This window comes from Psychrobium sp. nBUS_13 (assembly GCF_051201665.1).
Lineage (GTDB): Bacteria > Pseudomonadota > Gammaproteobacteria > Enterobacterales > Psychrobiaceae > Psychrobium.
On record NZ_CP179210.1, the window covers coordinates 1749822 to 1775048 of the forward strand.

At 40.7% G+C, this 25227-nt stretch carries 24 protein-coding genes and 1 pseudogene; 9 read left to right on the forward strand and 16 right to left on the reverse strand.

Annotated features, from left to right (window positions below):
- Positions 1-32: 32 nt before the first annotated feature.
- Complete coding sequence (locus ACMAZF_RS08015) at positions 33-974, reverse strand: hypothetical protein (protein ID WP_435276858.1); 942 nt, start codon at positions 972-974, stop codon at positions 33-35.
- 16 nt (positions 975-990) lie between these two features.
- Positions 991-1779 (reverse strand): DUF4198 domain-containing protein, encoded by a 789-nt coding sequence (locus ACMAZF_RS08020; protein ID WP_435276859.1) that lies wholly within the window; start codon positions 1777-1779, stop codon positions 991-993.
- Between the two features lie 229 nt (positions 1780-2008).
- Here ACMAZF_RS08020 and ACMAZF_RS08025 point away from each other — a divergent pair.
- From ACMAZF_RS08025 to ACMAZF_RS08035, 3 genes and pseudogenes are all read left to right on the forward strand, one after another.
- Positions 2009-2687: pseudogene (locus tag ACMAZF_RS08025) on the forward strand (IS5 family transposase); the annotation flags it as partial.
- Positions 2688-2815: 128 nt separating this feature from the next.
- Positions 2816-3013 (forward strand): 2-hydroxymuconate tautomerase family protein, encoded by a 198-nt coding sequence (locus tag ACMAZF_RS08030; protein ID WP_435276860.1) that lies wholly within the window; start codon positions 2816-2818, stop codon positions 3011-3013.
- Positions 3014-3075: 62 nt separating this feature from the next.
- Complete coding sequence (locus ACMAZF_RS08035) at positions 3076-3981, forward strand: class I SAM-dependent methyltransferase (RefSeq protein WP_435276861.1); 906 nt, start codon at positions 3076-3078, stop codon at positions 3979-3981.
- Here the strand turns inward: ACMAZF_RS08035 and ACMAZF_RS08040 are convergent.
- Positions 3978-4169 (reverse strand): YqaE/Pmp3 family membrane protein, encoded by a 192-nt coding sequence (locus ACMAZF_RS08040; RefSeq protein ID WP_435276862.1) that lies wholly within the window; start codon positions 4167-4169, stop codon positions 3978-3980. The genes ACMAZF_RS08035 and ACMAZF_RS08040 overlap by 4 nt on opposite strands.
- A gap of 157 nt (positions 4170-4326) precedes the next feature.
- Between ACMAZF_RS08040 and ydiJ the strand changes: the two genes are divergently transcribed.
- Together ydiJ and ACMAZF_RS08050 are read left to right on the forward strand one after the other, a co-directional pair.
- Complete coding sequence (gene ydiJ / locus ACMAZF_RS08045; RefSeq protein ID WP_435276863.1) at positions 4327-7374, forward strand: D-2-hydroxyglutarate dehydrogenase YdiJ; 3048 nt, start codon at positions 4327-4329, stop codon at positions 7372-7374.
- 28 nt (positions 7375-7402) lie between these two features.
- Positions 7403-7963, forward strand: coding sequence for a DUF1285 domain-containing protein (locus ACMAZF_RS08050; protein ID WP_435276864.1), 561 nt, complete (start codon positions 7403-7405; stop codon positions 7961-7963).
- Here ACMAZF_RS08050 and ACMAZF_RS08055 read toward each other — a convergent pair.
- From ACMAZF_RS08055 to cspD, 8 genes are all read right to left on the reverse strand, one after another.
- Positions 7960-9996: a putative bifunctional diguanylate cyclase/phosphodiesterase gene (locus tag ACMAZF_RS08055; RefSeq protein ID WP_435276865.1), complete on the reverse strand. Its 2037-nt coding sequence runs from the start codon at positions 9994-9996 to the stop codon at positions 7960-7962. The two genes, ACMAZF_RS08050 and ACMAZF_RS08055, sit on opposite strands and share 4 nt — an antisense overlap.
- Before the next feature lie 60 nt (positions 9997-10056).
- Positions 10057-11106: a Leu/Phe/Val dehydrogenase gene (locus tag ACMAZF_RS08060; RefSeq protein ID WP_435276866.1), complete on the reverse strand. Its 1050-nt coding sequence runs from the start codon at positions 11104-11106 to the stop codon at positions 10057-10059.
- A 173-nt stretch (positions 11107-11279) separates the two neighbouring features.
- On the reverse strand, positions 11280-12431 hold the full coding sequence (locus ACMAZF_RS08065) for a JmjC domain-containing protein (RefSeq protein ID WP_435276867.1): 1152 nt from the start codon (positions 12429-12431) through the stop codon (positions 11280-11282).
- A gap of 87 nt (positions 12432-12518) precedes the next feature.
- Complete coding sequence (purB, locus tag ACMAZF_RS08070) at positions 12519-13889, reverse strand: adenylosuccinate lyase (protein ID WP_435276868.1); 1371 nt, start codon at positions 13887-13889, stop codon at positions 12519-12521.
- Positions 13890-13913: 24 nt separating this feature from the next.
- A complete protein-coding gene (hflD, locus tag ACMAZF_RS08075) occupies positions 13914-14540 on the reverse strand; it encodes a high frequency lysogenization protein HflD (RefSeq protein ID WP_435276869.1) in 627 nt (208 codons plus the stop codon).
- Positions 14541-14542: 2 nt separating this feature from the next.
- Positions 14543-15655 (reverse strand): tRNA 2-thiouridine(34) synthase MnmA, encoded by a 1113-nt coding sequence (mnmA, locus tag ACMAZF_RS08080; RefSeq protein WP_435276870.1) that lies wholly within the window; start codon positions 15653-15655, stop codon positions 14543-14545.
- A 154-nt stretch (positions 15656-15809) separates the two neighbouring features.
- Positions 15810-16460 (reverse strand): pseudouridine synthase, encoded by a 651-nt coding sequence (locus ACMAZF_RS08085; protein WP_435276871.1) that lies wholly within the window; start codon positions 16458-16460, stop codon positions 15810-15812.
- A gap of 84 nt (positions 16461-16544) precedes the next feature.
- Positions 16545-16757, reverse strand: a complete 213-nt coding sequence (gene cspD / locus ACMAZF_RS08090; RefSeq protein WP_435276872.1) for a cold shock domain-containing protein CspD — start codon at positions 16755-16757, stop codon at positions 16545-16547.
- Between the two features lie 220 nt (positions 16758-16977).
- Between cspD and clpS the strand changes: the two genes are divergently transcribed.
- Entirely contained in the window at positions 16978-17292 is a 315-nt protein-coding gene (clpS, locus tag ACMAZF_RS08095; protein ID WP_435276873.1) for an ATP-dependent Clp protease adapter ClpS, read from the forward strand.
- Between the two features lie 38 nt (positions 17293-17330).
- Positions 17331-19595, forward strand: coding sequence for an ATP-dependent Clp protease ATP-binding subunit ClpA (gene clpA, locus ACMAZF_RS08100; protein WP_435276874.1), 2265 nt, complete (start codon positions 17331-17333; stop codon positions 19593-19595).
- 250 nt (positions 19596-19845) lie between these two features.
- Here clpA and infA read toward each other — a convergent pair whose 3' ends face one another.
- From infA to aat, 3 genes are all read right to left on the reverse strand, one after another.
- Positions 19846-20064, reverse strand: coding sequence for a translation initiation factor IF-1 (infA, locus tag ACMAZF_RS08105; RefSeq protein WP_239437038.1), 219 nt, complete (start codon positions 20062-20064; stop codon positions 19846-19848).
- A gap of 120 nt (positions 20065-20184) precedes the next feature.
- On the reverse strand, positions 20185-20892 hold the full coding sequence (locus ACMAZF_RS08110) for an arginyltransferase (protein ID WP_435276875.1): 708 nt from the start codon (positions 20890-20892) through the stop codon (positions 20185-20187).
- A complete protein-coding gene (gene aat, locus ACMAZF_RS08115) occupies positions 20885-21583 on the reverse strand; it encodes a leucyl/phenylalanyl-tRNA--protein transferase (protein ID WP_435276876.1) in 699 nt (232 codons plus the stop codon). Before aat ends, ACMAZF_RS08110 begins: the two co-directional genes overlap by 8 nt.
- An 81-nt stretch (positions 21584-21664) precedes the next feature.
- Between aat and ACMAZF_RS08120 the strand changes: the two genes are divergently transcribed.
- Positions 21665-22132 (forward strand): hypothetical protein, encoded by a 468-nt coding sequence (locus ACMAZF_RS08120; protein ID WP_435276877.1) that lies wholly within the window; start codon positions 21665-21667, stop codon positions 22130-22132.
- A gap of 124 nt (positions 22133-22256) precedes the next feature.
- Here ACMAZF_RS08120 and trxB read toward each other — a convergent pair whose 3' ends face one another.
- Together trxB and ald are read right to left on the reverse strand one after the other, a co-directional pair.
- Positions 22257-23207: a thioredoxin-disulfide reductase gene (gene trxB, locus ACMAZF_RS08125; RefSeq protein WP_435276878.1), complete on the reverse strand. Its 951-nt coding sequence runs from the start codon at positions 23205-23207 to the stop codon at positions 22257-22259.
- Between the two features lie 191 nt (positions 23208-23398).
- A complete protein-coding gene (ald, locus tag ACMAZF_RS08130) occupies positions 23399-24514 on the reverse strand; it encodes an alanine dehydrogenase (protein WP_435276879.1) in 1116 nt (371 codons plus the stop codon).
- A gap of 127 nt (positions 24515-24641) precedes the next feature.
- Here ald and lrp point away from each other — a divergent pair, with 127 nt between their 5' ends.
- Positions 24642-25145: a leucine-responsive transcriptional regulator Lrp gene (lrp, locus tag ACMAZF_RS08135; RefSeq protein WP_435277207.1), complete on the forward strand. Its 504-nt coding sequence runs from the start codon at positions 24642-24644 to the stop codon at positions 25143-25145.
- Positions 25146-25227 lie beyond the last annotated feature (82 nt).

Consider the following 25227-nt stretch of genomic DNA (forward strand, 5'->3'; position numbering starts at 1 on the left):
GCTTGTAACTCGCTTGTTACAAGCTTTGTCACCTAATAGCTCGTGTTGCTGGCTACATCTTGTTTTTTTACTTTCTTCTTATCCTTTTTTTTAGCATAGGATTTTGGCATCGCTTCACCTAGCGTGACCAGCTTATCGTTGTCTGTATCAAAGCGATTAAAGCTGCGATGACCGGATGCTTGATATTCAGCTAGTGTCATTTTTCCGTTTTTATCTTTATCTAAGATGCCAAATCGAACGTAGGTCTGTTTCACTGCTGATTTACGCGTTTTGGCAATTTGTATGTCCATGCGATCTTCAAACTCGTAAAGGTATTCTTGTTCTGAAATCGAGCCATCGTTGTTTTCGTCTGCAAGATCCCAGATTGCCTGACGAACAATAGCAATTTCTTCCGGTGTTATTGTTTTATCATCGTTAGCGTCATACTTAGTGAGTAACCCTTTAAATGAATGCGTTGTTGGCATATTTAAGACGCGCTTGGCACGAGGGAGCTTTTTGATTTGTGCTTCTTGTTGCTCGAGAGCCGTCAGTGTCTTGGTTGTTTTTTTCGCACGGCGCTTTGGTGCTGGATCGCCTTCACTTATCACGCCATCGTTATTGGTGTCAAAGTAAGTGAAAGTGCGCTCTCCTGAACCTTGATATTCAATTAAATCGATGCGAGCGTTTTCATTTTTGTCTAAGGCATTAAAACGAATAATGGTCTGCTTAATTTGCCCTTGACGATCTTTTGTTAACTGATTGTCCATGCGGTTTTTGTATTCAAAAACGTATTCGCTTTCATCAACAAAGCCATCATTATTTTCATCGGTGACGTTAAATCGTGATTCACGTGCTTTATTAAACTCTATTAACGATAATGACCAATCCTGATTTGTGTCATATTGATTGATGAACACTAACTTGTGATGAGACGCCGCTTGTGTAAACAAGCTTGTAAATAAAGCACTTAGTGCAAGTAATTGTATTTTTTTCATGATGTTTCCTATGGAATTAATCAATAATTTCTAGCGTAAGGGTGTAGGTGTTACTAATAACGGGTGCTACTGATCCTTCAGGTGCTTTTGTTCTGTGGCGAGCTCTCAAAAGATACGTACCTGGTTGGTCGACATTAAGGCTTAACTTTCCATGATCGCTGGTGATTTGATAGGCCGCCTTGTCGGTGCTAAATTGATCTTTTGCTAGCATGACGTCAACGGTTAAATCATCGATGGCTTTACCGTCGTATTGAACGTTCATTGAAATTTCATCGCCGACAAATAATTCATTTGGATGAGTATTCATCACTAACTCTAAGCCGTTGTTTGTCGCGTTAAGCGCTTGTTTACTTGGCTTTCCTTTAGTGACGTAGGTTTCTGCTTTAGTATTGGATTGGAAAAAAGATAATAGCTTTGCACCTTTCGGTAGGGGCGCTTTTGGATCTTTTGCAGAATGGCGCTCACCGTCTTTCTTATAGATTTTAAAAATCTTACCTAAACGATCACCCGTGCTTACACGATAGGTGCCTGAGTCCTTTAACGTGTGTTCAGCGATAGTTCTAACCGACAAAACGGATAGAAAGTCTGGTGTGACTTGCTTGCCAGATGGGCCCGTAATAGTGAAAATACTGTTGTTGAATGCAACCTCAGGTACAAAAAATTTTTCAGCGAATGACGCATCAAAACTTACTTTGCCTGAGCGATTAACGTCAAAAGATGTTGGTTGTAGATAGGGCGTGTGTGCTAAAGCAGCACTAGAGCTAGCAATTAATGCTGAAAGTAACATGATTTTAGATGCGCGCATCGTTGTATCCTGGAGTCATATAGTAAGTTAGGGTGAGAATTATACGCAAATGATAACGATTCGCAATAGTAGTTACGTTTGTTTGGTTGTTATTTGTAATTATTCGATATATTGACACAGGTTAGACCAGTTGTAATGATAGGGCGTGTTGATCTTTTAAGCCTAGTTTTTGAACAGCATAGTAACTTGGTATAATAATTTCTCCAAAAACAAAAACACCAAAGAAACTATGCCGCGAACAATGCCATCAAATGAACAGTGGAAAAAGCTATCTAATCTTATGATTTTGACAGGTCGTGTTTATCAAAAATGTGACCACAGAAAAGCGTTTGAGGGAATTCTTTATAGGATGCGAACAGGCTGCCCATGGCGTGATATACCTGATTACTTCGGTGATTGGAGCGCTATTTATCGGCGATTTAATCTCTGGTCTAAGAAAGGTATTTAGGGCATTGAAAAATGACCCCGATCTCGACTGGGTATTTATTGATGGCACCATTGTAAAAGCACACCCGCATTGCGCTGGTGCGGCCACCGACAACACTCAATCCATTGGTAAAAGTGTGGCTGGAAATACAACAAAAATTCACATGGCGGTTGATAGTTATGGATTGCCCATTGAATTTACCCTAACAGGTGGTGAGGTTGATGATAGTAAAGAAGCGATAAACCTTATCGATTTACTACCAAGTGGTGGGTACATTATTGCTGATAAAGGATATGACAGTGAAACTATTAGAGAACAAATTAGCGATAAATTATCATTACCCGTTATCCCGAGAAAACAAAATTCAAAGGTTGGGAATACTGATATAGACTGGTGTTTATACAAATACCGTCACTTAGTTGACAGTGTTTTTGCTCGCCTAAAACAATATCGAGGTATTGCGACAAGATATGACAAGCTGTAAGTAAATTATGAAAGCACAGTCGCCTTAGGATGCAGTATGATTTGGTTATCCATGAGTGTATAAATTATGAACTCAAAAGTTCAACAGACCCTACAAACAATTAAAAAATTATCGGGAGAGATGCTATGCCATATGTGAATATTAAAATTACAGACGAAGCCGTGACTGCAGAGCAAAAAGCGGCATTAATCAAAGGAGCAACTGATTTGCTCGTGGATGTGTTAGGGAAAAATCCAGCAACCACCGTGGTGGTTATTGACGAGGTTAATACCGATAACTGGGGAATAGGTGGCGAAGTTGTCACCAAACTTAGGGCAAAATAACACTTAACCAAACAGTGTTAGCTCGTTATAATCAGCGCCCATTTTAGACACTTAGCCATATCATGCAATTATTAGTTGACCAATTATCACAGCAGCCATTAGGGAACGATGCTTGTCGTTTATTTCACGGACGGGGTAAATACTTTGCTGGTTTTGAACAGCTTACTATTGATTGGTTTGCACCAGCCGTTTTCATTACTTTATTTGCTGAACATGACGCGGACTTTCAGCAAAGCGTTATTGACGCCATCGGTCAGGCTTACCCAACATTTGACGGCCCATTATTAATCCAGCGACGTTATATTCATGGCGCGCCTGTGGAAGTTATTCGTGGTGAATTACCTGTGCCACATCATGTTACTGAGTCGGGTGCTACCTACCAAGTTAAGTTATTGGATGGTCAAAATAATGGCTTATTTTTAGACATGAGTGCAGGGCGTTCGTGGTTAAAAGATATCGCTCATGGTCGCAATGTTCTGAATCTATTTAGTTATACCTGTTCATTTTCGTTGGCAGCTTTTGCTGGCGGTGCTAATCAAGTGATTAATATTGATATGAGTCACGGCGCGTTAAAGCTTGGAAAAGTGAATCATAAACTTAATGATATCCCAACTGAAAAAGTAAAATTCTTTCGCCATGACATCTTCAAATCATGGGGAAAACTAAAGCGTTATGGCGGTTATGACGCGATTATTTTTGATCCTCCGACTAACCAACTAGGCAGTTTTGTTGCGCAGCAGGACTATCATAAGTTGGTTAAGCGAATTGCTCAGTTAGCTAATGATAAAGCGGATTTGTTAGTTTGTTTGAATTCACCAGATCTCGGTAGTGATTTTATTTCGGCGATGATGAATGAACACGCGCCAGCGTGTGATTTTATCGGTGTGGTAGACAATCCCTCAGTGTTCAAAGAAACCGATAGTGATAAAGGACTGAAAGTTTATCACTATCGATATCACGCGTCTTAATCACGCATCGCTTGCTTGATTTTCTTGTCAGTGTTGTATTGGCTTAATGCATACACTGACCAGATAGCGGCGATTGGCCAACCAATTAAGGTAATTTGTAAAATTAAACAAATGATTCCTGACAATGGCTTACCAATGGTAAAAAATTGTAGCCAAGGAATTAATAACGCTAAAATTAATCGTAACATCTAAACTCTCCTAAGTTGTCGGTATTATGACCTAAAAATTTGATAACGCCAATATCACCACTAATTTACGCCAAAAAATTCATGATTAATTTGCGCCAAGAGCACTGAAAATCAAGTGACTTCATGGTATATTGCCTGTCATTGTCTGCAGCCAAAAATGAATGTTTCTATGTTACCGCAACTAAATGTTGAACAACTTGTTTCTAAGTCTTATCTTTCTTATTTAAAAGCACTACCTCAACATGGGTTTAAAGGTGATGTAGAGTATGGATATGGTGCCAGATTAGCGGTTTCTACCGACAATAGTGTGTATCAAAATTTGCCTCAGGGCGTCATATTTCCACAAGGAACTAGTGACCTTCATATCGCATTGACGCTTGCCAATACACCGGAATTTTTATCGCTAACATTTAGCCCTCGTGGCGGTGGTACTGGCACAAACGGCCAATCGTTAAATGACGGCATTATTGTTGATATGTCACGTCATATGAACAACATTCTGGAAATTAACGAGCAAGAAGGCTGGGTGCGCGTACAAACCGGTGTAGTCAAAGATCAATTAAACAAATTTCTTAAGCCTTACGGTTACTTTTTCTCGCCTGATCTCTCAACGTCTAATCGCGCTACGCTGGGCGGTATGATTAATACTGATGCGTCGGGACAAGGTTCTTTAGTATATGGAAAAACATCTGATCACGTGTTGGAACTCACGAGTGTTTTAGTTAATGGTGATGTGCTAGAAACCGTGAATCAATCCGTAGACGAAGCGCGCGCTGGTGGTGATTCAACTGGTCAAATGATTACCAAGAAAGTTGCAGATATTTGCTTTGAAAATCGCGAGCTTATTTTAGCGAAGTTTCCACGTCTCAATCGTTTTTTAACTGGTTATGATTTAGAACATGTTTTTAATGATGATTTGAGCGAATTTAATCTGACTCGAATTTTAACGGGCTCTGAAGGCTCATTAGCTTTTATCAGTGAGGCAAAACTTAATTTAACGCCTATCCCTAAATTACGTACCTTAGTCAATATTATCTACGATAGTTTTGATTCGGCGCTGCGTGATGCGCCCAACTTAGTAAAAGCGAAAGCGACGTCGGTAGAAACCGTTGATAGTAAAGTACTCGGTTTAGCCAAACAGGATATTGTTTGGGATACCGTTAGCGACCTTATCCCACAACGCGAAGATAAAGTCACTGATGGATTAAATATGGTGGAGTACGCCAGCAATGATCCGCAGGAACAGGCTCAGCTTTTACAAACATTAGAGCAGCGTTTAGAAGAAGATAGTAAACTTGAACGCGGCGGTATACTTGGTTATCAAGTCTGTAATGAACTAGGTGAAATTAATCGAATTTACGCCATGCGTAAGAAATCAGTGGGTTTGTTAGGGGCTACTAAGGGATTTAAAAAACCTATTGCATTTGCTGAGGATACCGCGGTTCCGCCCGAACAACTTGCTGATTTTATTGTTGAATTTAGAGCGTTGTTGGACTCTCATGATTTGCACTACGGCATGTTCGGTCATGTTGATGCCGGTGTTCTTCATGTGCGACCTGCGATGGATATGTGCGACGAAGTTCAAGAGCGCAGATTGGTAGAAATTTCTGATCAAGTGGTGGCATTAACCGCTAAATATGGCGGTTTAATGTGGGGAGAACACGGTAAAGGGTATCGCAGTGAATATGGCCCTGAATTTTTCGGCCAAGCATTGTTTGAGCAGTTGCGGGTTATCAAAGGTATTTTCGACCCACAAAATAGACTCAATCCAGGAAAGATATGCACCCCGATAGAAGGTGACCATCAATTAGTGCGCGTTAGCGATGTAAAGCGCGGCGCTTTTGATAGACAAATTCCAGTGGCAGTGCGTGAAGACTTTATGCCAGCAATGAGCTGTAATGGTAATGGTCAGTGCTTTAATTTTGATGTTGACTCGCCGATGTGTCCATCGAGCAAGGTTACACGTGACAGACGCCACTCTCCTAAAGGCCGAGCCAGTATGGTACGAGAATGGTTGCGTTTGTTAAGTGTACAGGGAATCGACCCTGTGGTCCTTGAAAAACAAGACTGTAGCGCTTCTGTATTTAGCAAGATTAAAAATTCGTGGTTTAGTGATTCAAGCGAAGACTTCTCTCATGAAGTGATGGACACGATGAAAGGTTGTCTTGCATGTAAAGCGTGTGCCAGTCAGTGTCCAATTAAAGTTGATGTACCTGGTTTTAGAAGTCGCTTTATTAATATTTATCATCAACGTTATTTGCGTCCAATGGTTGACCATGTTGTTGCTAATGTAGAGGCAACGAGTCAGTTAATGGCAAAGTTTCCGCGTATTGCTAATGGCTTGATGAACAATCCTATTTCGTCGTTATTGCTCAAAAAATCAATTGGTATGATTGATTCTCCTGCGTTATCCGTACCGACATTAGCACAGCGAGTAGGGCAGCGTTATGATGAGTTTGATGGCCAATTGTTGTCTAGCATGAGCCCAGCCGAACGCCAAAAGATAGTCCTGGTTGTACAAGATCCATTTACTAGCTTTTATGATGCTGATGTTGTTGAAGGATTAATGGCTGCCATAGCTGGCTTGGGTTTTTCGCCAATGTTGCTGCCATTTAAACCCAATGGAAAGCCTGCTCACGTTAAAGGTTTCTTAGCCAAATTTGCTAAAATGGCAAAAACCGCCAGTGACTTTTTTACTCAGTTATCCGAGCTAGGTTGTCCATTAGTCGGCGTAGATCCCTCATTAGTGCTTTGTTATCGCGATGAGTACCATGCTGTTTTAGGCGAACAACGCGGTGACTTTAACGTTCAATTATTTCAGGAGTGGCTCATTCCACGGCTAAATGAAGTTAAGATTATAAGTAACAAAGCTGATGAAACAGATTATCAGTTGTTTGCTCATTGTAGTGAAAAGACCGCGGTTACCTCAACGCACGCCGACTGGATAACAATATTTAAACATCTTGGCTTAAAGCTAACCTCTCAGGAAGTTGGCTGCTGTGGTATGGCCGGTACCTATGGCCATGAAGTGAAAAATGTTGAAAACTCTCAGTCACTTTACGCAATGAGCTGGCAGCCAAAATTAGCAAAGCAGTCAGCGAGTCAGGTGCTAGCAACTGGCTACTCTTGTCGCAGTCAGGTAAAGCGATTTGACGATTTCAAACCGTTACACCCAGTGCAAGTTATCGCCAATGCGTTAAGCTGATCTGAATTGGTATTGGAGGGATTAAGCGATGAGTGGATTTGATTTATCTCAATTTACAAAAGCCGTTGGCGTCGAAACGAGCAGTGAGCTGTCAGGATTGGCTTACCCTCTAGAAAAGTGGTCGCCACAAAGCTGTGGCGCGATGGATTTGCTCATTAAGGCCAATGGCGAGTGGTGGCATAATGGCACTCAAATAACTCGTGATAAGTTGATTTTACTCTTTAGTAAAGTGCTGTGTGTTGAAGACGGTGTTCATTGTTTAAAAACACCGATTGAAAAAATTGAGATTGGCGTCGAAGACGCCGCATTTTTAGTGGTGGACTACCAATTAACGGTGGACGAAAATCAAGGTACACGATTAACACTTGTCACAAACATCGGTGACTGTATTGAGGTTGGTGATGAGTATCCATTGATGCTGAGCAATGACAAGCTTTATGTTAAGTTATGGCGAGGACTAACCGCTCAAGTCAACCGTGCAGTGTTTTATGACCTAGTTGAGTTGGCGCTTTTTCAGCAAGGTGAGATTGATAACAAATTATGGCTTACTGTTGCTAATAAGCCATATTGTTTGGGTGACTTGTCTTAACCAGAGCGCGGCATAGACACAATATTATCGCCAGTTTTAGGAAATAATTTTGTAAATAGACTCAGTTTTTCAAATTCTTGTGCATTCACTGGTCGTGAGTAGTAAAAGCCTTGCGCCAATAAGTTTGGATAGCGCAGCATCATTTCTCGTTGATGTTGACTCTCAATACCTTCGGCGACCACTTTCAGGCCTAATTTACTGGCCATAGCTATGGTTGCTTCAATAACCACATCACTATTATCAATATCATTAATAAATGAACGATCAATTTTAAGGGCGTCAATGGGCAATTTATGAATGTAGGATAATGATGAATATCCGGTCCCAAAATCATCAATACAAACGCCAACACCTCGACTGCTTATTGCCTTAAGACGCTTTATTACTTGTTTAATATTCAGTAAGAATATTGACTCGGTGAGCTCAAGCGTAAGTTGTTTCGCTGGAAAGCCCGTTTTAGTCAGAATGTCATCTAGCGTATTAATAAAGTTATCGTTGAGCTGAATTGCCGAAACATTAACCGATAATGTGAGTGGATGACCAGTACGTTTTTGCCATGACAAGCATTGCTCGCAGGCACTGCGTAAAATCCATTGTCCAATTTCGTTCATCATGCCAGATCGCTCTGCCTCTTCCACGAATTCTTGTGGCGGAACGCGACCAAGTGTTGGACTATCCCAACTCAGTAATGCTTCCATGCCAATAAGCGTGTTGTTTTTCATATCAACAATTGGCTGAAATAATGGCACTAGCTCTCTGAAATTTAATGCCTGCTTCAGGCCTTGTTGGATCGCAGAGCGGCGCTGAATTTCTAAACTCATTTGTTGAGCAAAGCTACAGTAACTTTTCGAACCACGTTCCTTAGCCTTATACATTGCAGTATCTGCATACATAATGAGATCGTTGGGCTCTTTTGCATCCAGTGGATAGCTTGCTGCACCAATGCTAGCGGTGATTTGAATACTGTCTATTTTTTCAATGGGCTGAACAACAATGTCTAAAATCAATCGGCTGATCGCATCAACTGATTGGCTGTCTTGTTGCTGTGGTACTACAATAATAAATTCATCACCAGCAAAACGACAAGTTTGATAACTGTCGGGTAAGTGCATCACAAAACGCCGTGCTATTTCCACAAGAACTTCGTCACCAGCACTATGGCCTAGGTTGTTATTTACAAGCTTAAAAGCATCTAAATCAACTAAGAATAAATAGAATGGTTGCGCTTTATGACATTGCTCGATGAGATAATCATTAAATCCATAGCGGTTAAGTAAACCGGTCAATTGATCATGATAGGCAAGGTGACGGTAGGTCTGTTCCTTTAATTTCCGTTCGGTAATATTTTCTTGGCTAACAATATAATGTTGCTCTGGCATTAACTCTTTAATGTGAAATTTATACCACGCCATCACACCGCGATTTATTGTTTGGCGTTCAAATTCCACTTGATGGCTAGATCCCATCTTATGTTTTAACTCACTCATTTCCATTTCTATAAGTTCTGGTAATGAGATAGTTTGAGTCGCATAAGATTCGGAAAATCGGAGGTTGCCACTTAATAAATGTCCGTCTCGGTCGAATAATGATTGAATAGTATTATCGAGCGCAAAGTGGGTATCACGTTCTATTTCATCACGCTCAAGAAGTGCTTCACACAATAATAAGTTTTGTTGTTCATCATTACTGATATTCGAAAATCGAATATAAACCTGCTTGGCAATATTTTGCGGATAAAGCGTCCACCAACTTTTACGCGGCTTCTTACGACTTTCTTTCGCAATTTGCTTAATACTCAGCTCAATGACTTGCGACATATCTTGGGAAAGATCGCGAGATAGTAGGGGGTTGTCTTGGCTATTGTTCCAAAGCGCTAGCGCGGGGTCGTTAGCCCAGCATATTTTAAATGCTTCAACATCATAAATCCACATTGGTGTCGTGACATAGTTAAATGCCGCCAATTGCGAAGATGGGATAGTGCTCAAGGATGTTAATCGGTTATTGTCCATAATACTCAATGTAAAGACTTCCATGTCTTTAACTATAGGTAAGAAAACGCTATTTAACAATAAGCAATTAGTAAAAAAGGCTTATTAAAGTAATTGTTGTTGTGCTTTCTTATTAGCGATAATGTCGCGTGCTAATGCATCGGCGATAATACTTGTTTGACACGATTTACTGTCTGCCTCTTGGAAGATGTCTAGCAAGGTATTGTAGATACGTTCAACCTTCGCCGTTGATTTCGCTTCATCATAGTTATCATCAAATGACACATTGATAATACCACCAGCGTTAATGACGTAATCTGGGGCGTATAAAATGCCTTTTTGACGCAGTATTTCACCGTGATGAATCTCTGCTAACTGATTGTTTGCGCAACCTGCAACAATACTTGCTTTAATAACATTAATCGTTTGGTCATTTATCGTTGCGCCTAATGCGCAAGGGGCATAGATATCAACATCTTGATGATAAATTTCATCAAGGCCCACAATAGTCGCATTAAACTCTTGCTTCACTTTGGCCAGTGCATGCTGATTAAGATCTGTTACGACCAATTTAGCGCCGGCGTTATGTAAGTGGCGACAAAGGTGATAACCTACATGGCCAAGACCCTGAATAGCCACAGATAAACCATTCAATGAATCTTTATTTAGTTGGTATTTCACCGCGGCTTTAATACCTAAATAGGTGCCGAGTGCTGTAAATGGTGATGGATCGCCACTTTTTCCCTCTAGACCCGCCATGTAAGGTGTTTCTTGATGCGCAATCATAATATCTTGAGTTGTGATCCCAACATCTTCAGCACTGTAATATCTTCCGCCTAAACGATGAATAGAGCGACCAAATTCGCGAAATAATTCTGGCGTTTTATCATTATTGGCATCGCCAATAATGACGGACTTACCACCTCCCATTGCAAGACCTGCAACGGCATTTTTATAGGTCATGCCTTGTGAGAGTCTTAACACATCGGTAATAGCTTCTTCGTCGCTAGCATAATTCCACATGCGACAACCGCCAACCGCTGGACCTAAGGTAGTATCGTGAATGGCGACGATTGATTTTAGGCCGCTTTGTTCGTCGCTAAAGAAAGCAACATGCTCGTGGTTATCAAAAGAAGGTAAATTAAAAACAGCCACGTTAGTTCTCCTAAGATGCTGTAAACGAAATAACAAAAATTTGTCATCACGTCAGGTTGTTATTATTAGAGTGACGGCAACATATCATTGTCTTATTCTGGGTGGCTAGTTACGGGCCAATAAAAAGCTTTTCTGTAGGTGTAAAGAAAAGTTGATATCAGCCCTTAACCTGCTTATTCGGTTGGTAGAAAGTACCAGAAGCCTTGATTAACAAATTGTGTCATTAGCATCTTAAATTCGTCATGTTCAAGCCACGGCGCTAACTGCGTATGAGAAAGGGCAGTTTCATCGGCTAATAATGCAATGGCGTTATGTAATGTTGGCGACACAGCATATTTTTCACCGTCGACATATAACCAACCTTTTGCCCATTCTTGTGGAAAGTACAAACAGCGTAATCCCCCCAAACGGTTAAGTGGTTGCTCTTGTAAAATATCCAACATTTCATCGGCTGAAAACGGTTCGATATCTTCTTCAATGGCTAATTCATGTTTAGCGGCAGATAAATGTTTACCGTAGAAATCTGTTAAGCGTTGTTCGTCATTTAATATGTCTTGCAAACTTGTGGTCAGGTTACTGATATCGTCTTGAACAACTAATCCTGGTGTTGTTGTTGCTTGACGCCGCGGGTCAACAACCATGTCTTTACCTAGTTGATTATCAATAAGATAATCGGCGAATCCACTGAATAAATGAGATTTTGCAATGGTGCGATAGCCAACCGAAAAACTCATTGACGGCTCAATCGCAACGCCTTGATGTGGAAAACCGGGTGGAATGTAAAGCATATCTCCAGGATTTAAATGAGCATCGATAATTGGTTCGAAGGCTTCGACATGAAGTAACGCTTCATTAGCTACGACCTCAGTTAAGGCCTCATTGCTACCAACTTGCCAATGGCGTTTACCGCTACCTTGGATAATAAACACATCATAATTATCGACATGAGGGCCAACTCCACCGCCTGGTGTCGCAAAACTTACCATCACATCATCGATACGCCAGTTTGGCATGAATCTAAACTCTTTAAGGAGTGCATCAACATTCTCATCCCAATGATCAACCCCCTGAATAAGCAATGACCAGTTTTCTTCACCAAGATGATCGTAGTTCTCAAAAGGGCCGTGCTCAGCGTTCCATTCGCCATCGGTTTGTGAAACAAGGCGTGATTCAGCTGATGGTTCCATGGCAAGGCCGGCTAATTCATCTGGCGTGATAGGATCGTCAAAATCGTTCAGTGCGCCACGAATTAATACTGGTTTTTTTTGCCAGTATTCATCTAAAAATTGCTGACGAGTGAGGTTGTTTAAATTTACGCTATACATAAGTGTTTCTTTAGGTTGATGAAATAAAAAAAGGCAATGATATTCATTAGAACATCATTGCCTTATTAAAGCATGTACGATATCGGATTATGCGATATCGTCTACAAAGGCAATCGCGCGGCCAATGTAATTTGCCGGTGTCATTGCCTTAAGCTGAGTCTTAACTGACTCAGGAAGTTCAAGTTTATCGATGAAGACGCTTAAATCTTCGCTATTGATACGCTTACCACGTGTTAGTTCTTTAAGTTTTTCGTACGGCTGCTCTATGGCGTAGCGACGCATCACCGTTTGCACTGGCTCGGCTAATACTTCCCAGTTTGCATCCAAGTCAGCTAATAGCGCTGTACGGTTAAGTTCTAATTTACTTAGGCCTTTTAGTGTCGACTGATAGGCAATCACACTGTGCGCCAAACCAACACCTAGGTTACGTAATACAGTTGAGTCTGTTAGGTCACGTTGCCAGCGAGAAACAGGAAGCTTCTGTGCAAGGTGAGCCATAATAGCGTTACCTAATCCTAGGTTACCTTCCGAGTTTTCAAAATCAATCGGGTTAACTTTGTGGGGCATAGTCGACGAGCCAATCTCACCAGCAATCGTTTTTTGTTTGAAATGACCCAAACAAATGTAACCCCAAATGTCGCGATCAAAATCAAGTAAGATTGTATTGAAACGACAAACAGCATCAAAAAGTTCTGCAATATAATCATGCGGCTCGATTTGTGTCGTAAACGCATTCCACGTTAGGCCAAGCGATGCCACAAACTCTTGTGAGAATGTGTGCCAATCAACTTCAGGGTAAGCACTTAGATGAGCGTTGTAGTTACCAACCGCGCCATTAATTTTTCCTAATAACTCAATTTCTTTAATTTGTGCAACTTGACGTGCTAAGCGTTGATGAACATTGGCGAACTCTTTACCCATTGTTGAAGGTGAAGCAGGTTGACCGTGAGTTCTAGATAATAGTGGAGCATCTTTGTAATCAATCGCTTGTGCTTTAATTTCGTTAAGTAATTGCTCGGTGTATGGCAAAATAACGTCATTGATGCCGCCGCGAAGCATTAATGCATGTGACAAGTTATTAATATCTTCTGAGGTACATGCAAAGTGAATAAATTCATTCACTGCGTGTAATTCAGGTTGATTTGCTACCTGTTCTTTAAGAAAATACTCAACAGCTTTAACATCATGATTGGTTGTGCGTTCAATTTCTTTACAACGCGCAGCATGGGTTTCGTCAAAGTTTGCAACGATGGCATCTAAATAGGCATTTGCTTCATCACTAAATGCTGGAACTTCAGTAATCGCTGGAGTTACCGCTAGCTTTTGTAACCAACGAACTTCTACTTCGACACGGTATTTGGTTAAACCAAATTCACTAAAGATAGCGCGAAGTTCTTTCGTCTTACTTGCGTAACGACCATCTACTGGAGAAACTGCGGTTAGGGCAGAAAGTTCCATGAATAATTCCTCAATAAAGATTATTTAAAATTGGGTTAATTGTTGTTTAGCCGAATTGACGTAGGCTTTACGGCTAAAGAACAAATGACGGCGTTTGCCACCCACTTGTTGCCATAAAATCGCTGCGCGCACGCCAGCTAATAATAATGTTCTGATTTTCTTTTGATTCAGTAATTGTTGTAAATGTGTCGGTGTGCCTGTCACATTTATCTTCGCCCCTAACGGGCTAACAATATCGCTGTAAATACTGGCAAAATTACTAATCACTGCGTCATCGTTTATAGTGAAGTGATGCAGTTGACGTTTGACCTGATCAATACGCTGGCTCATCACTGCCATGGCATTATCATTTCGCATTAATTTGCGACTTAACGACACAATACCTGCGATATATTTTGTTATTTCAATACTACGGCCTTCACCAGAATCAGACAGTTGCTTTATTAACGTGTCTAACCCCGATGCAAGATCAGAGGCGGGCGCGTATATATCCATCACTGAATTCGGATTAGTGCACACTAAGCTTGAAACACAAACCTGCCATAGGTCGTTATCGATAACGCCCTGACGGGCCACATCATTTGCTAGCTTGGCACATTGTGCTAACGCCGCAAATGCTAATGCTTGATTGTCAATTGACTCAACAGACACAATTAATCCCTTATAACTTCATCGATGATTGCGCCGCCTAAACAGACCTCACCATCGTAAAATACCGCCGATTGACCAGGCGTTACAGAGCTTTGTGGCTCATCAAAGATAACGCGTACTTGATCGGGACCTGCTGGGTAAACAGTACAAGGAATATCGGTTTGGCGATAACGTGTTTTTACGGTTAGTTTAGCAATTTGCTGTGGCCCCAAGCGGTCTGTCCAATGCGTTTGACTTGCTAATAAGCCATTGGAAAACAGGCGAGGGTGGTCACTACCCTGACCAACAACAAGCACGTTACGAGCAACATCTTTGTCAACTACATACCACGGTGCTTCACCATGGTTAGATAAACCGCCAATCTGTAGCCCTTTACGTTGGCCCAGCGTGTGATACATCAAGCCATCGTGTTTACCAATTTCTTCACCTTCACAGCTTTCGATAATACCAGGTTGCGCTGGTAAATATTTGGCCAAAAAGTCTTTAAATTTACGTTCACCAATAAAACAAATACCCGTTGAGTCTTTCTTGTTATGCGTTACTAAATCTTGCTCAAGAGCAATTCGGCGTACTTCAGGCTTTTCTAGCTCACCAACAGGGAATAGTGTTTGTCCGACATGCTCGCTACCAAGCGTATAGAGAAAGTAACTTTGATCTTTATTTTCATCGAGTCCACGTAATAATTGCCATTGGCCGTTAACTTCACGGCGGCGAACATAATGACCCGTCGCTATGTAATCAGCATTTAATGCCTCGGCGGCAAATTCTAAAAACGCTTTAAACTTAATTTCTTTATTACAAATGATATCTGGGTTAGGCGTACGACCTGCTTTGTATTCTTCAAGGAAATACTCAAATACGTTGTCCCAATACTCTGCAGCGAAATTGATGCTATGTAATGGGATGCCTAATTTTTCACAGACGGCTTGTGCGTCTTTTAGATCTTCAGCGGCAGAGCAATATTCATCAGTGTCGTCTTCTTCCCAGTTCTTCATAAACAACCCTTCGACTTGATAGCCTTGTTGTTGTAATAAATAAGCTGATACAGATGAGTCAACACCGCCGGAAATTCCGACAATGACTTTTTTGGATGCGTTGCTTGCGTTGTCTAACATTAAAACCCTACTGATTGTGATATAAATCACCTATTAAATTCAAATCAACAAAATAGTGTGATGAAGTTAACAAATGATTGGCATTTTTCGGGCGCAAATTCTATCACAAAGATTTAGCACTGGGTAGACGAATTAATGATATCTTAGGCGTCGATTAGCCTTTTATTTGTTGCCACTGCCCCTTGTCAATACCATCGAGACTCCATTGTCCAATGCGGTAACGAATAAGACGTAGCGTTGGATGTCCTATGTGCGCAGTCATTCGCCTAACCTGCCTATTGCGTCCTTCGGTGATAGTTAGCTCAAGCCAGCATGTCGGGATAGATTGACGTTCTCGAATTGGTGGATTTCTTGGCCACAACGTATTGGGTTCTTCGATGATTTTTACTTGTGCTGGTCGGGTTAACCCGTCTTTTAATACAACGCCCTGACTTAATTGCTTAATTGCATCATCGCTAGGAATACCTTCAACCTGTACCCAGTAGGTTTTAGCCATTTTATTGGTTGGTTCGGTGATTTTTGACTGCAATTTACCGTCATTGGTTAACAATAGCAGGCCTTCGCTGTCACGATCTAAGCGGCCAGCGGCATACACTTCTTTGACATCAACGTAATCCGCAAGCGTTTCTCTCCCTTCGCCACCACTAAATTGGCACAAAACATCAAAGGGTTTATTGAATAAAATAACCTTGGTTGGTCCTTGCGGCTTTTTGGGTTTAGAGACATTACTATGGCGTTGCTTAGCGTGAGTATTTTGTGGTGTAGGTTTGCGTTTGATTGATAAACGTGAGCGCGTCTGAGACATTGAGATGAAATAATTGAGTTAGATTAGGGCTATTGTAACAACAGCCCCATCACATGGGAATGGATGATTACCCAATGGGTGTTTTTATTGATTTTCTATTGGACTAATCTTCTCCGCATGTGCGCCTTTCGGACCACTTTGTAATTCATAATTAACTTCTTGTCCCGCTTTTAACGTGCGGTACCCCTCCATTTCGATCACCGAATAGTGAGCGAAAATATCTTCACCGCCGTTATCCGGACAGATAAAGCCAAATCCTTTTGCATTGTTGAACCATTTCACCGTGCCTGTAGCCATAATAGCAATTCCTTCTGATTTACTGTTGATCCACTCAACCTAAATATCTACTAATTTCATAATAATTTCATATAAAACTATTTAAGCTTGGATTTTAATACGAATTTTATACTAAAATAGTTAATCAAATTCATTTTTCAGTCAAGCGATAATTAGTTTTTTTTGATAAAATCTCTTTGATTTTTCCACACAATTTTTATAAAGAGTCTAAAATTAGAATATGAGCGAGTTTAATGATAACGAGTTAGTGCTCGAGAAGGACACTCAAAAGCAGGATTTGAAACCGCCATCGTTGTACAAGGTTGTTTTAAATAATGATGACTATACGCCGATGGACTTTGTAATTGATGTTCTAAGGGTATATTTTAATAAAACTGATGAGACCGCTTATCAGCTGATGATGCAAATTCATCAGGAAGGGAAAGCAACCTGTGGCACTTTTAGTGCTGATGTCGCAGAAACAAAGGTGAGCCAAGTGAATGATTGTGCTCGTGAAAACGGTCATCCACTATTATGTACAATGGAAGAAGTATAATTGCTGGTTACAGTGACTTTATCTTAAAGGGGAAACTTATGTTAAATAAATCACTAGAATTAACGCTCAATAACGCCTTTAGAGATGCACGTGCGAAACGTCACGAATTTATGACGGTAGAACATCTGTTATTGGCCCTTATCGACAACGAATCAGCTAAAGATGCACTTAATGCGTGTGGTGCAAATTTAGCAAGTCTTAAACAAGAACTTATTTCCTTTATTGAAGAAACAACGCCGTTACTCCCTGTTGATGATAACGACCGTGAAACACAGCCTACATTAGGTTTTCAACGTGTATTACAACGCGCTGTATTTCATGTTCAATCGTCAGGGAACAGTGAAGTTAGTGGCGAAAATGTATTAGTTGCGATTTTTAGTGAACAGGAATCACAGGCTACTTATTTACTTAAAAAGTCTGATGTATCACGTCTTGATGTGGTTAATTATATTTCTCATGGGGTCTCTAAAGACGAAGAACAGGATCCTATTCCAGGTATTGAACAGAGTGAAGGTGGGGATGACGCCAGTAAAGCAAATGCATTAACCAAGTACGCTGTTAATTTGAATGAATCAGCATCAGCTGGTGAAATAGATCCGTTAATTGGCCGGGCGAGTGAAGTCGAGCGTACTGTACAAGTGTTATCACGTCGCCGTAAAAATAATCCATTGTTAGTCGGTGAAGCTGGTGTCGGTAAAACAGCAATTGCTGAGGGGCTAGCCTTTAGAATCATTAAAGATGATGTGCCCGATGTGATCAAAGATAATGTTATTTATTCGCTTGATATGGGGGCGATTTTAGCGGGAACTAAGTATCGCGGCGACTTTGAGAAACGTTTTAAATCTGTGCTCAAAGAGTTTGAAAAACAGGCTGATGCGATTTTGTTCATTGACGAGATACATACGATTATCGGTGCCGGCGCTGCCTCTGGCGGCATGTTAGATGCATCTAACTTGCTCAAACCACTATTATCCAATGGTAAATTGCGTTGTATTGGTTCGACAACGTATCAAGAATTTAGTGGTATTTTTGAGAAGGATAGAGCGTTAGCACGTCGTTTCCAAAAAATAGATGTCGTAGAGCCGACAATTGAAGACACGACAGATATCCTAATGGGACTAAAACCTAGTTACGAAAAACATCATAATGTGACTTATACGCGTGCAGCAATGCAAGCAGCAGCTAAATTATCAGATAAGTACATCTTAGAACGCTTTTTACCAGACAAAGCCATTGATGTAATGGATGAAGCTGGTGCCCGACACGCAATGACGCGTAACGAACAAGATGACAATGTCATTGATGTTCCACATATCGAAACCATCATTGCTAAAATGGCGCGTATTCCTGAACAATCGGTATCGTCATCTGACATTACGCTGTTGCAACATCTTGATCGTAACTTAAAACTTGTTGTGTTTGGTCAAGACCCTGCGATTGAGAAATTAACGTCAGCAATTCGTTTATCGCGCTCTGGGTTAGGTAATGAAGACAAACCAATTGGTTCTTTCTTGTTTGCTGGTGCCACAGGTGTGGGTAAAACAGAAGTTTGTAAGCAATTGGCGAAATGTTTAGGCGTCGAGTTGATTCGTTTTGATATGTCTGAGTATTTAGAAAGTCACACAGTGAGTCGATTAATCGGTGCGCCTCCTGGTTATGTTGGATATGATCAAGGCGGGCTATTAACGGATGCCGTTCGTAAACACCCGCATAGTGTTGTATTACTTGATGAGATTGAGAAAGCACACAGCGACGTCTATAACCTGTTATTACAGGTGATGGACCATGGTAGCCTAACTGACAATAATGGCCGTAAAGCTGATTTTAGAAACGTTATTGTCGTGATGACGACTAATGCTGGTGTGACGCAAACTGAGCGTCAATCAATTGGTTTCCAAGCTCAAGATCATTCGACTGATGCAATGCAGGAAATTAATCGTGTATTCTCGCCTGAATTTAGAAATCGTCTCGATTCTATTGTTTGGTTTAATAGCCTTGAACAATCAATTATCGAGCAAGTGGTCGACAAGTTTATTGTTGAGGTGCAAGCACAACTTGATGTGAAAGCCGTAACGCTAAATGTCGATAAAGTAGCGCGTTTATGGTTAGTTAATAAAGGTTATGACAAAACCATGGGCGCACGTCCAATGACTCGTGTTATCCAAGAAGAATTGAAAAAGCCAATGGCCAATGAATTACTCTTTGGTAAACTGGCTCAAGGTGGAACCGTAACAGTGAGCATTAAGAACGATGCGCTAGCATTTGATTATGTGCCACAAGAAAAGCATGAAGAGATCAACTAATACCAATTGTATTAAGTAAGTGATCTTGTTGTGCGTAGAGAAAATCAGCTAAAACAAGGCGCTCGATTGACTAATAGCTGGCTATTAGGATTGAGAGCAACGCCATTTTAGTTAATTTTAACAAGTACAAGTGGGCAAATATTTAATGCAATTGGTATAACCGTTAGTTTCTAATAGCTACAAAAAAGCCCATCAATGATGGGCTTTTTTTTACAAATAATTTCATATTGAAATTATTTATAGGAAACAATTAACGCGCACGGAAAACGATGCGGCCTTTTGTTAAGTCGTAAGGTGTTAATTGAACCGTTACTTTATCGCCAGTTAAAATACGAATGTAGTTTTTACGCATTTTTCCAGAAATATGAGCTGTCACAACATGACCATTCTCTAATTCTACGCGGAACATGGTATTAGGTAATGTGTCTAACACAGTACCTTGCATTTCAATGTTGTCTTCTTTTGCCATTACAGACTTATTCCTGTCATCTTTAGATTAAAATTGTTTAACTATTAAGCAATCATTATCAGTGCTAATTTATGGGCGCAAATGATGAACTAATTACGACGCCGTGTAAAGGTTTGGACGCTAATTTTTGTATTTAATCCATCTATTGTCGATGAAGCGCTCATTTGGGCGATATTGTTGCTTATAATTCATCGCATTACAGTCATCAATTTGAAAGCCAAGATACAAATATTCAAGGTTTAACTGTTTGCATTGGGCAACTTGTTTCAGAATGTGAAATTTACCTAGTGAAAGATGTTCAAATTCAGGATCAAAAAAAGTATATACTGCTGATAATCCATTACCCAAGATATCAGTCACCGCAACACCGATGAGTTTGTCATCGACATAGCTCTCTAAAAAGCCGATATTAAGCCAATCACATTGAGTGAATGTTTCTAATGCACTTATTTGTGGCGGATACATACTGCCTGTTTGGTGCCGAAGACTTATATACTTACTGTAGAGAGGAAAGTAGTCTTGTGACGGAGAGGTCACCCATTTTATTCGAATAGACTTATTTTTGCTAATAACACGTTTTTGACTCTTGCTGGCTTTAAAATCATCCACTTTGATGCGGATACTTTGGCATGCCTTGCATTGCTCGCAGTGTGGACGATACGCATCATTGCCGCCGCGCCTGAACCCTCTTTCCATTAACTGCTGATATAGATAGCTGTTAATTTGTTGATTAGGGTACACGACCAAGAGGCGTTCAGACTCTCTCGGTAAATAACTGCAATCTCCTGCTTGTGTCAAGCCAAGCGTTAGTTGCTCTAATTCAGACAATAGTTATCTCCTGAGACTGCCAATCAATTTTACTTGGTAATGTATTGGAAAGATGTTCAACAAATGCGTGGCGCGAAATCAATTTAGCGCCAAGAGACATTAAATGAGGGTTTTCAATTTGGCAGTCTATCATTGAGACATTGTGCTGCTTAAGAAACTGGCTAAGGCCGAGTAAAGCCACCTTAGAGCCATTAGGTGCTAAGGAGAACATTGATTCGCCACAAAACGTATTGTTGATAAATATTCCATACAGACCACCAATGAGTTGGTCGTTTTGCCAGGCTTCAATACTATGGGCGTGGCCTTGATAGTGAAGATTGCTGTAGGCATTAGCCATTTTGTCATCTATCCAAGTACCTAGTTCATCTTTGCGCGGCTGACGGCAATAATTTATTACGTTGTTAAACTGCTTATTAATCGTGATGCGGATAGTTGATTGTCTTAAAAACTTTCTAAATGATTTGCTGACATGAAACTCATTGCAATCAATGACACAACGCTTACTCGGCGACCACCACATAATAGGATCATCTTCATTAAACCACGGAAATATTCCATGAAAATAAGCGTTTAGTAATCTTTCCTCAGATAAATCTCCACCAATGGCTAATAAACCATCCGGCTCGTTCATTGCTAATTCGACGGGAGGAAAGTCGATATTATCCATTTTCAGCAGCGTAAGTTGACTCATAGTGAAGAATAGGTGCGTTAACCGTTAATTTTTATTACACTATAATATACTATGATCTACGTATAGCACATGGAGAGCTTAATGAAACGATTGGTTTTTGTGGTTTTTTTGATATTTATTGGCGCAATTGGCTCGCTAGGCCAAGCTGTGGCTAGTGATAAAAACATTCTTATTTCAAAGGTGGAATCTGCCGTTGTATCAAGTATTAGGCAACTAAGTGAACAAGACTTAGAGCGTGATCGAAATCGAAACTGGGCGTTATTTGGTAATTCATTACTTTGTGGTGCCTTAGGATATCAATACGGCAATGGATCTAGTGACGATGTTAAACGAGTTTTAAGTACAATTTTGGCACACAATCAAAAGAAGATTGAAGGGAACGAGCTAAAAAGTAGTATCAAAATACGTCTTACCGAACTGCAAGTAAAATTAACGAATGGCAAACGCCAAGCGATTATCCTGTCAACACAAAGTGGTCGTGTCTATCGCGCTAATGATAAAGTGAGATTAGTGTATTTTGAGACTGGCGTGTTTATCGACAAAATTTAGATAACTAAGCTATAAAATTCCTCAAATAAAAAGCCCCAGCAGAAAAGTTGTTGGGGCTTTTTTAGGTGTAATACAACTGTGTTTAGCGGCGCTGGGGCAACAAGTCGCTAAATACGCTTTGAGACTACTGTGCGTCTAAGAATCGTTCAGCATCTAACGCTGCCATACAACCACTGCCCGCAGAAGTAATCGCTTGACGGTAATGTTGGTCAAATACGTCGCCAGCTGCAAATACGCCTTCAATTGACGTTTGAGTGGCATTTCCAGCAAGGCCTGATTGTACTTTTAAGTAGCCATTTTCCATCTCTAATTGGCCTTCAAATATACCCGTATTCGGTTGATGACCGATAGCAATGAACACACCGTCAACAGCAAGTTCACTATCGGTATTGCCGTTAGTGCCTTGTAACTTAACACCAGTAACGCCCATTTGATCGCCAACAACTTCTTCTAATGTCGAGTTAAGATGCAACTCAATGTTACCGTTCGCCGCTTTTTCCATTAAGCGATCGATTAGAATCTTTTCACTACGGAATGTTTCACGACGATGCACAACATGCACTTTAGACGCGATGTTAGCAAGGTAAAGCGCTTCTTCAACAGCCGTGTTACCGCCGCCTACTACTGCCACTTCTTTACCACGGTAGAAAAAACCATCACAGGTTGCACAGGCTGATACACCGCGACCCATAAATTCTTCTTCAGATGGTAAGCCGATGTACTTAGCTGATGCGCCTGTTGCTAAAATAACAGCATCTGCAGTAAATACTTGATTATCACCAGTTAGGGTGAATGGTCGCTTAGAGAAATCTACTTTGTTGATGTGATCAAAAACAATGTCAGTATCAAATTTTTCAGCATGTTCTTTCATACGATCCATTAGTGCAGGACCTGTTAAATCATTTGCATCGCCAGGCCAGTTCTCTACTTCAGTCGTCGTAGTTAATTGACCACCTTGCTGAATACCTGTCACTAAAACAGGTTTTAAGTTAGCACGCGCTGCATAAACAGCCGCTGTGTAACCAGCAGGACCAGAACCTAAAATTAATAGCTGGCAATGTTTTACTTCACTCATCGAAATAACTCCTAAATAATGCAATTGCGACGCAAAATAAGCGCCGTCATTAGTAATATGAATTTATATGGGGCTAAGTATAGGGATATCAAGGCAGGGGCACAATATGTTATACGTTATAGCTTATTAAGTGCATAAAAAAACCAGCGTAAAGCTGGCTCTTAATATTTACACCTGATGCTCTTTAGCAATTAAGCAATAGCAACTTCCGGCGCAACAAAATCCATACCGTGAGCAATAGCAACACTTTCACAAGTGATTTTACCGTCAATAACATTAAGACCATTTAAGAAATCTTGGTTACTAGATAACGCGGCTTTATAACCTTTGTTTGCTAATTCGATGATGTACGGCAGTGTTGCATTATTAAGTGCAAACGTTGAAGTACGCGGTACTGCACCCGGCATGTTAGCAACACAGTAGTGAACAACTTCATCGACGATGTATGTTGGATCTTGGTGAGTTGTTGCGTGAGATGTCTCAATACAACCACCTTGGTCGATTGCAACATCAACAATAGCGGCGCCAGACTTCATCGCAGCGATGTGCTCTTTGGTGACTAATTTAGGTGCTGCTGCACCAGGAATTAATACGCCGCCGATCACTAAGTCAGCTGCTAATACTTCTTTTTCTAGCGTATCAGCTGTTGAGTAAAGTACTTTCGCTGTGTTACCAAATTGAACATTTAAGCGACGTAATGTATCGATGCTACGGTCTAAAATAGTGACTTCAGCGCCCAGACCAACCGCCATTTGTGCCGCGTTGTTACCAACCATGCCGCCGCCAATGACAACAACTTTTGCAGGTTCAACACCTGGAACGCCGCCTAATAACATACCGCGTCCTGCATTAGATTTCTCTAGTGCTTGAGCGCCAGCTTGAATAGACATACGACCAGCAACTTCTGACATTGGTGCTAATAGTGGTAAACCACCATTGCGATCAGTGACTGTTTCGTAAGCGATACAAACAGCTTTAGAGTCGATTAATGCTTGAGTTTGCGGTAAGTCAGGGGCAAGGTGAAGGTAAGTAAATAGAATCTGGCCTTCACGAAGCATTGCACACTCAACAGGTTGAGGCTCTTTTACTTTTACAATCATGTCTGCCGCATCAAAGATTGCTTTGGCAGTCTCTGAGATAGTCGCGCCTACATTAATATAGTCTTCGTCAGAAAAACCGATGCCAACACCAGCATTAGTTTCAACAACAACACTATGACCATTTTGAACAAGCTCTCGAACGCTTGCTGGAACCATACCTACGCGATATTCGTGATTTTTTATTTCTTTTGGTACACCGATATGCATATTTTTACCTTATTAATGGGATGTGATTTCAATGCGAATATTATATGAAAGTTCTTATGAAATTTTTGTCTTTAATTTAGGTTAATGATCGACATTTTTAGCGAAATGTTCTGCGAAATATGGTTTAATTAGTTTTTTATACTGCAATAAGAGGTCAGATGAGGTTATGGAACTTGATCGCATTGATAAAAACATTCTACGTGAGTTACAAAATAACGGCAGAATCTCGAATGTTGAATTAGCAAAATGTGTCGGGCTGAGCCCAACACCCTGTTTAGAACGGGTAAAGCGGCTTGAACGTAATGGCGTAATAAGACAGTACACAGCGTTGTTAGATCCGACGGCTGTAGATGCATCGCTTTTAGTTTACGTCGAAATCAAGTTACATCGTAGTAGTGCTGATGTGTTTGACCGATTCAATCAAGCAGCACAACAATTAGATACTATTCTTGAATGTCATTTGGTGTCTGGTGATTTCGATTATTTACTGAAAACTCGCGTATCGGATATGTCGACTTATCGTGGAGTACTCAACGAAACCTTATTATCTTTACCTGATATTAAGGATTCCCGCACCTATGTCGTCATGGAGGAGGTTAAATATTCAACAAATTTACCTATTTCAAATTAAATTGTGTGGACTAACAGCAATTAGCATCGTAAACATGGCAATTACACCCTAAATTTTGTATCGTAAGCCGATAATTCGCGCT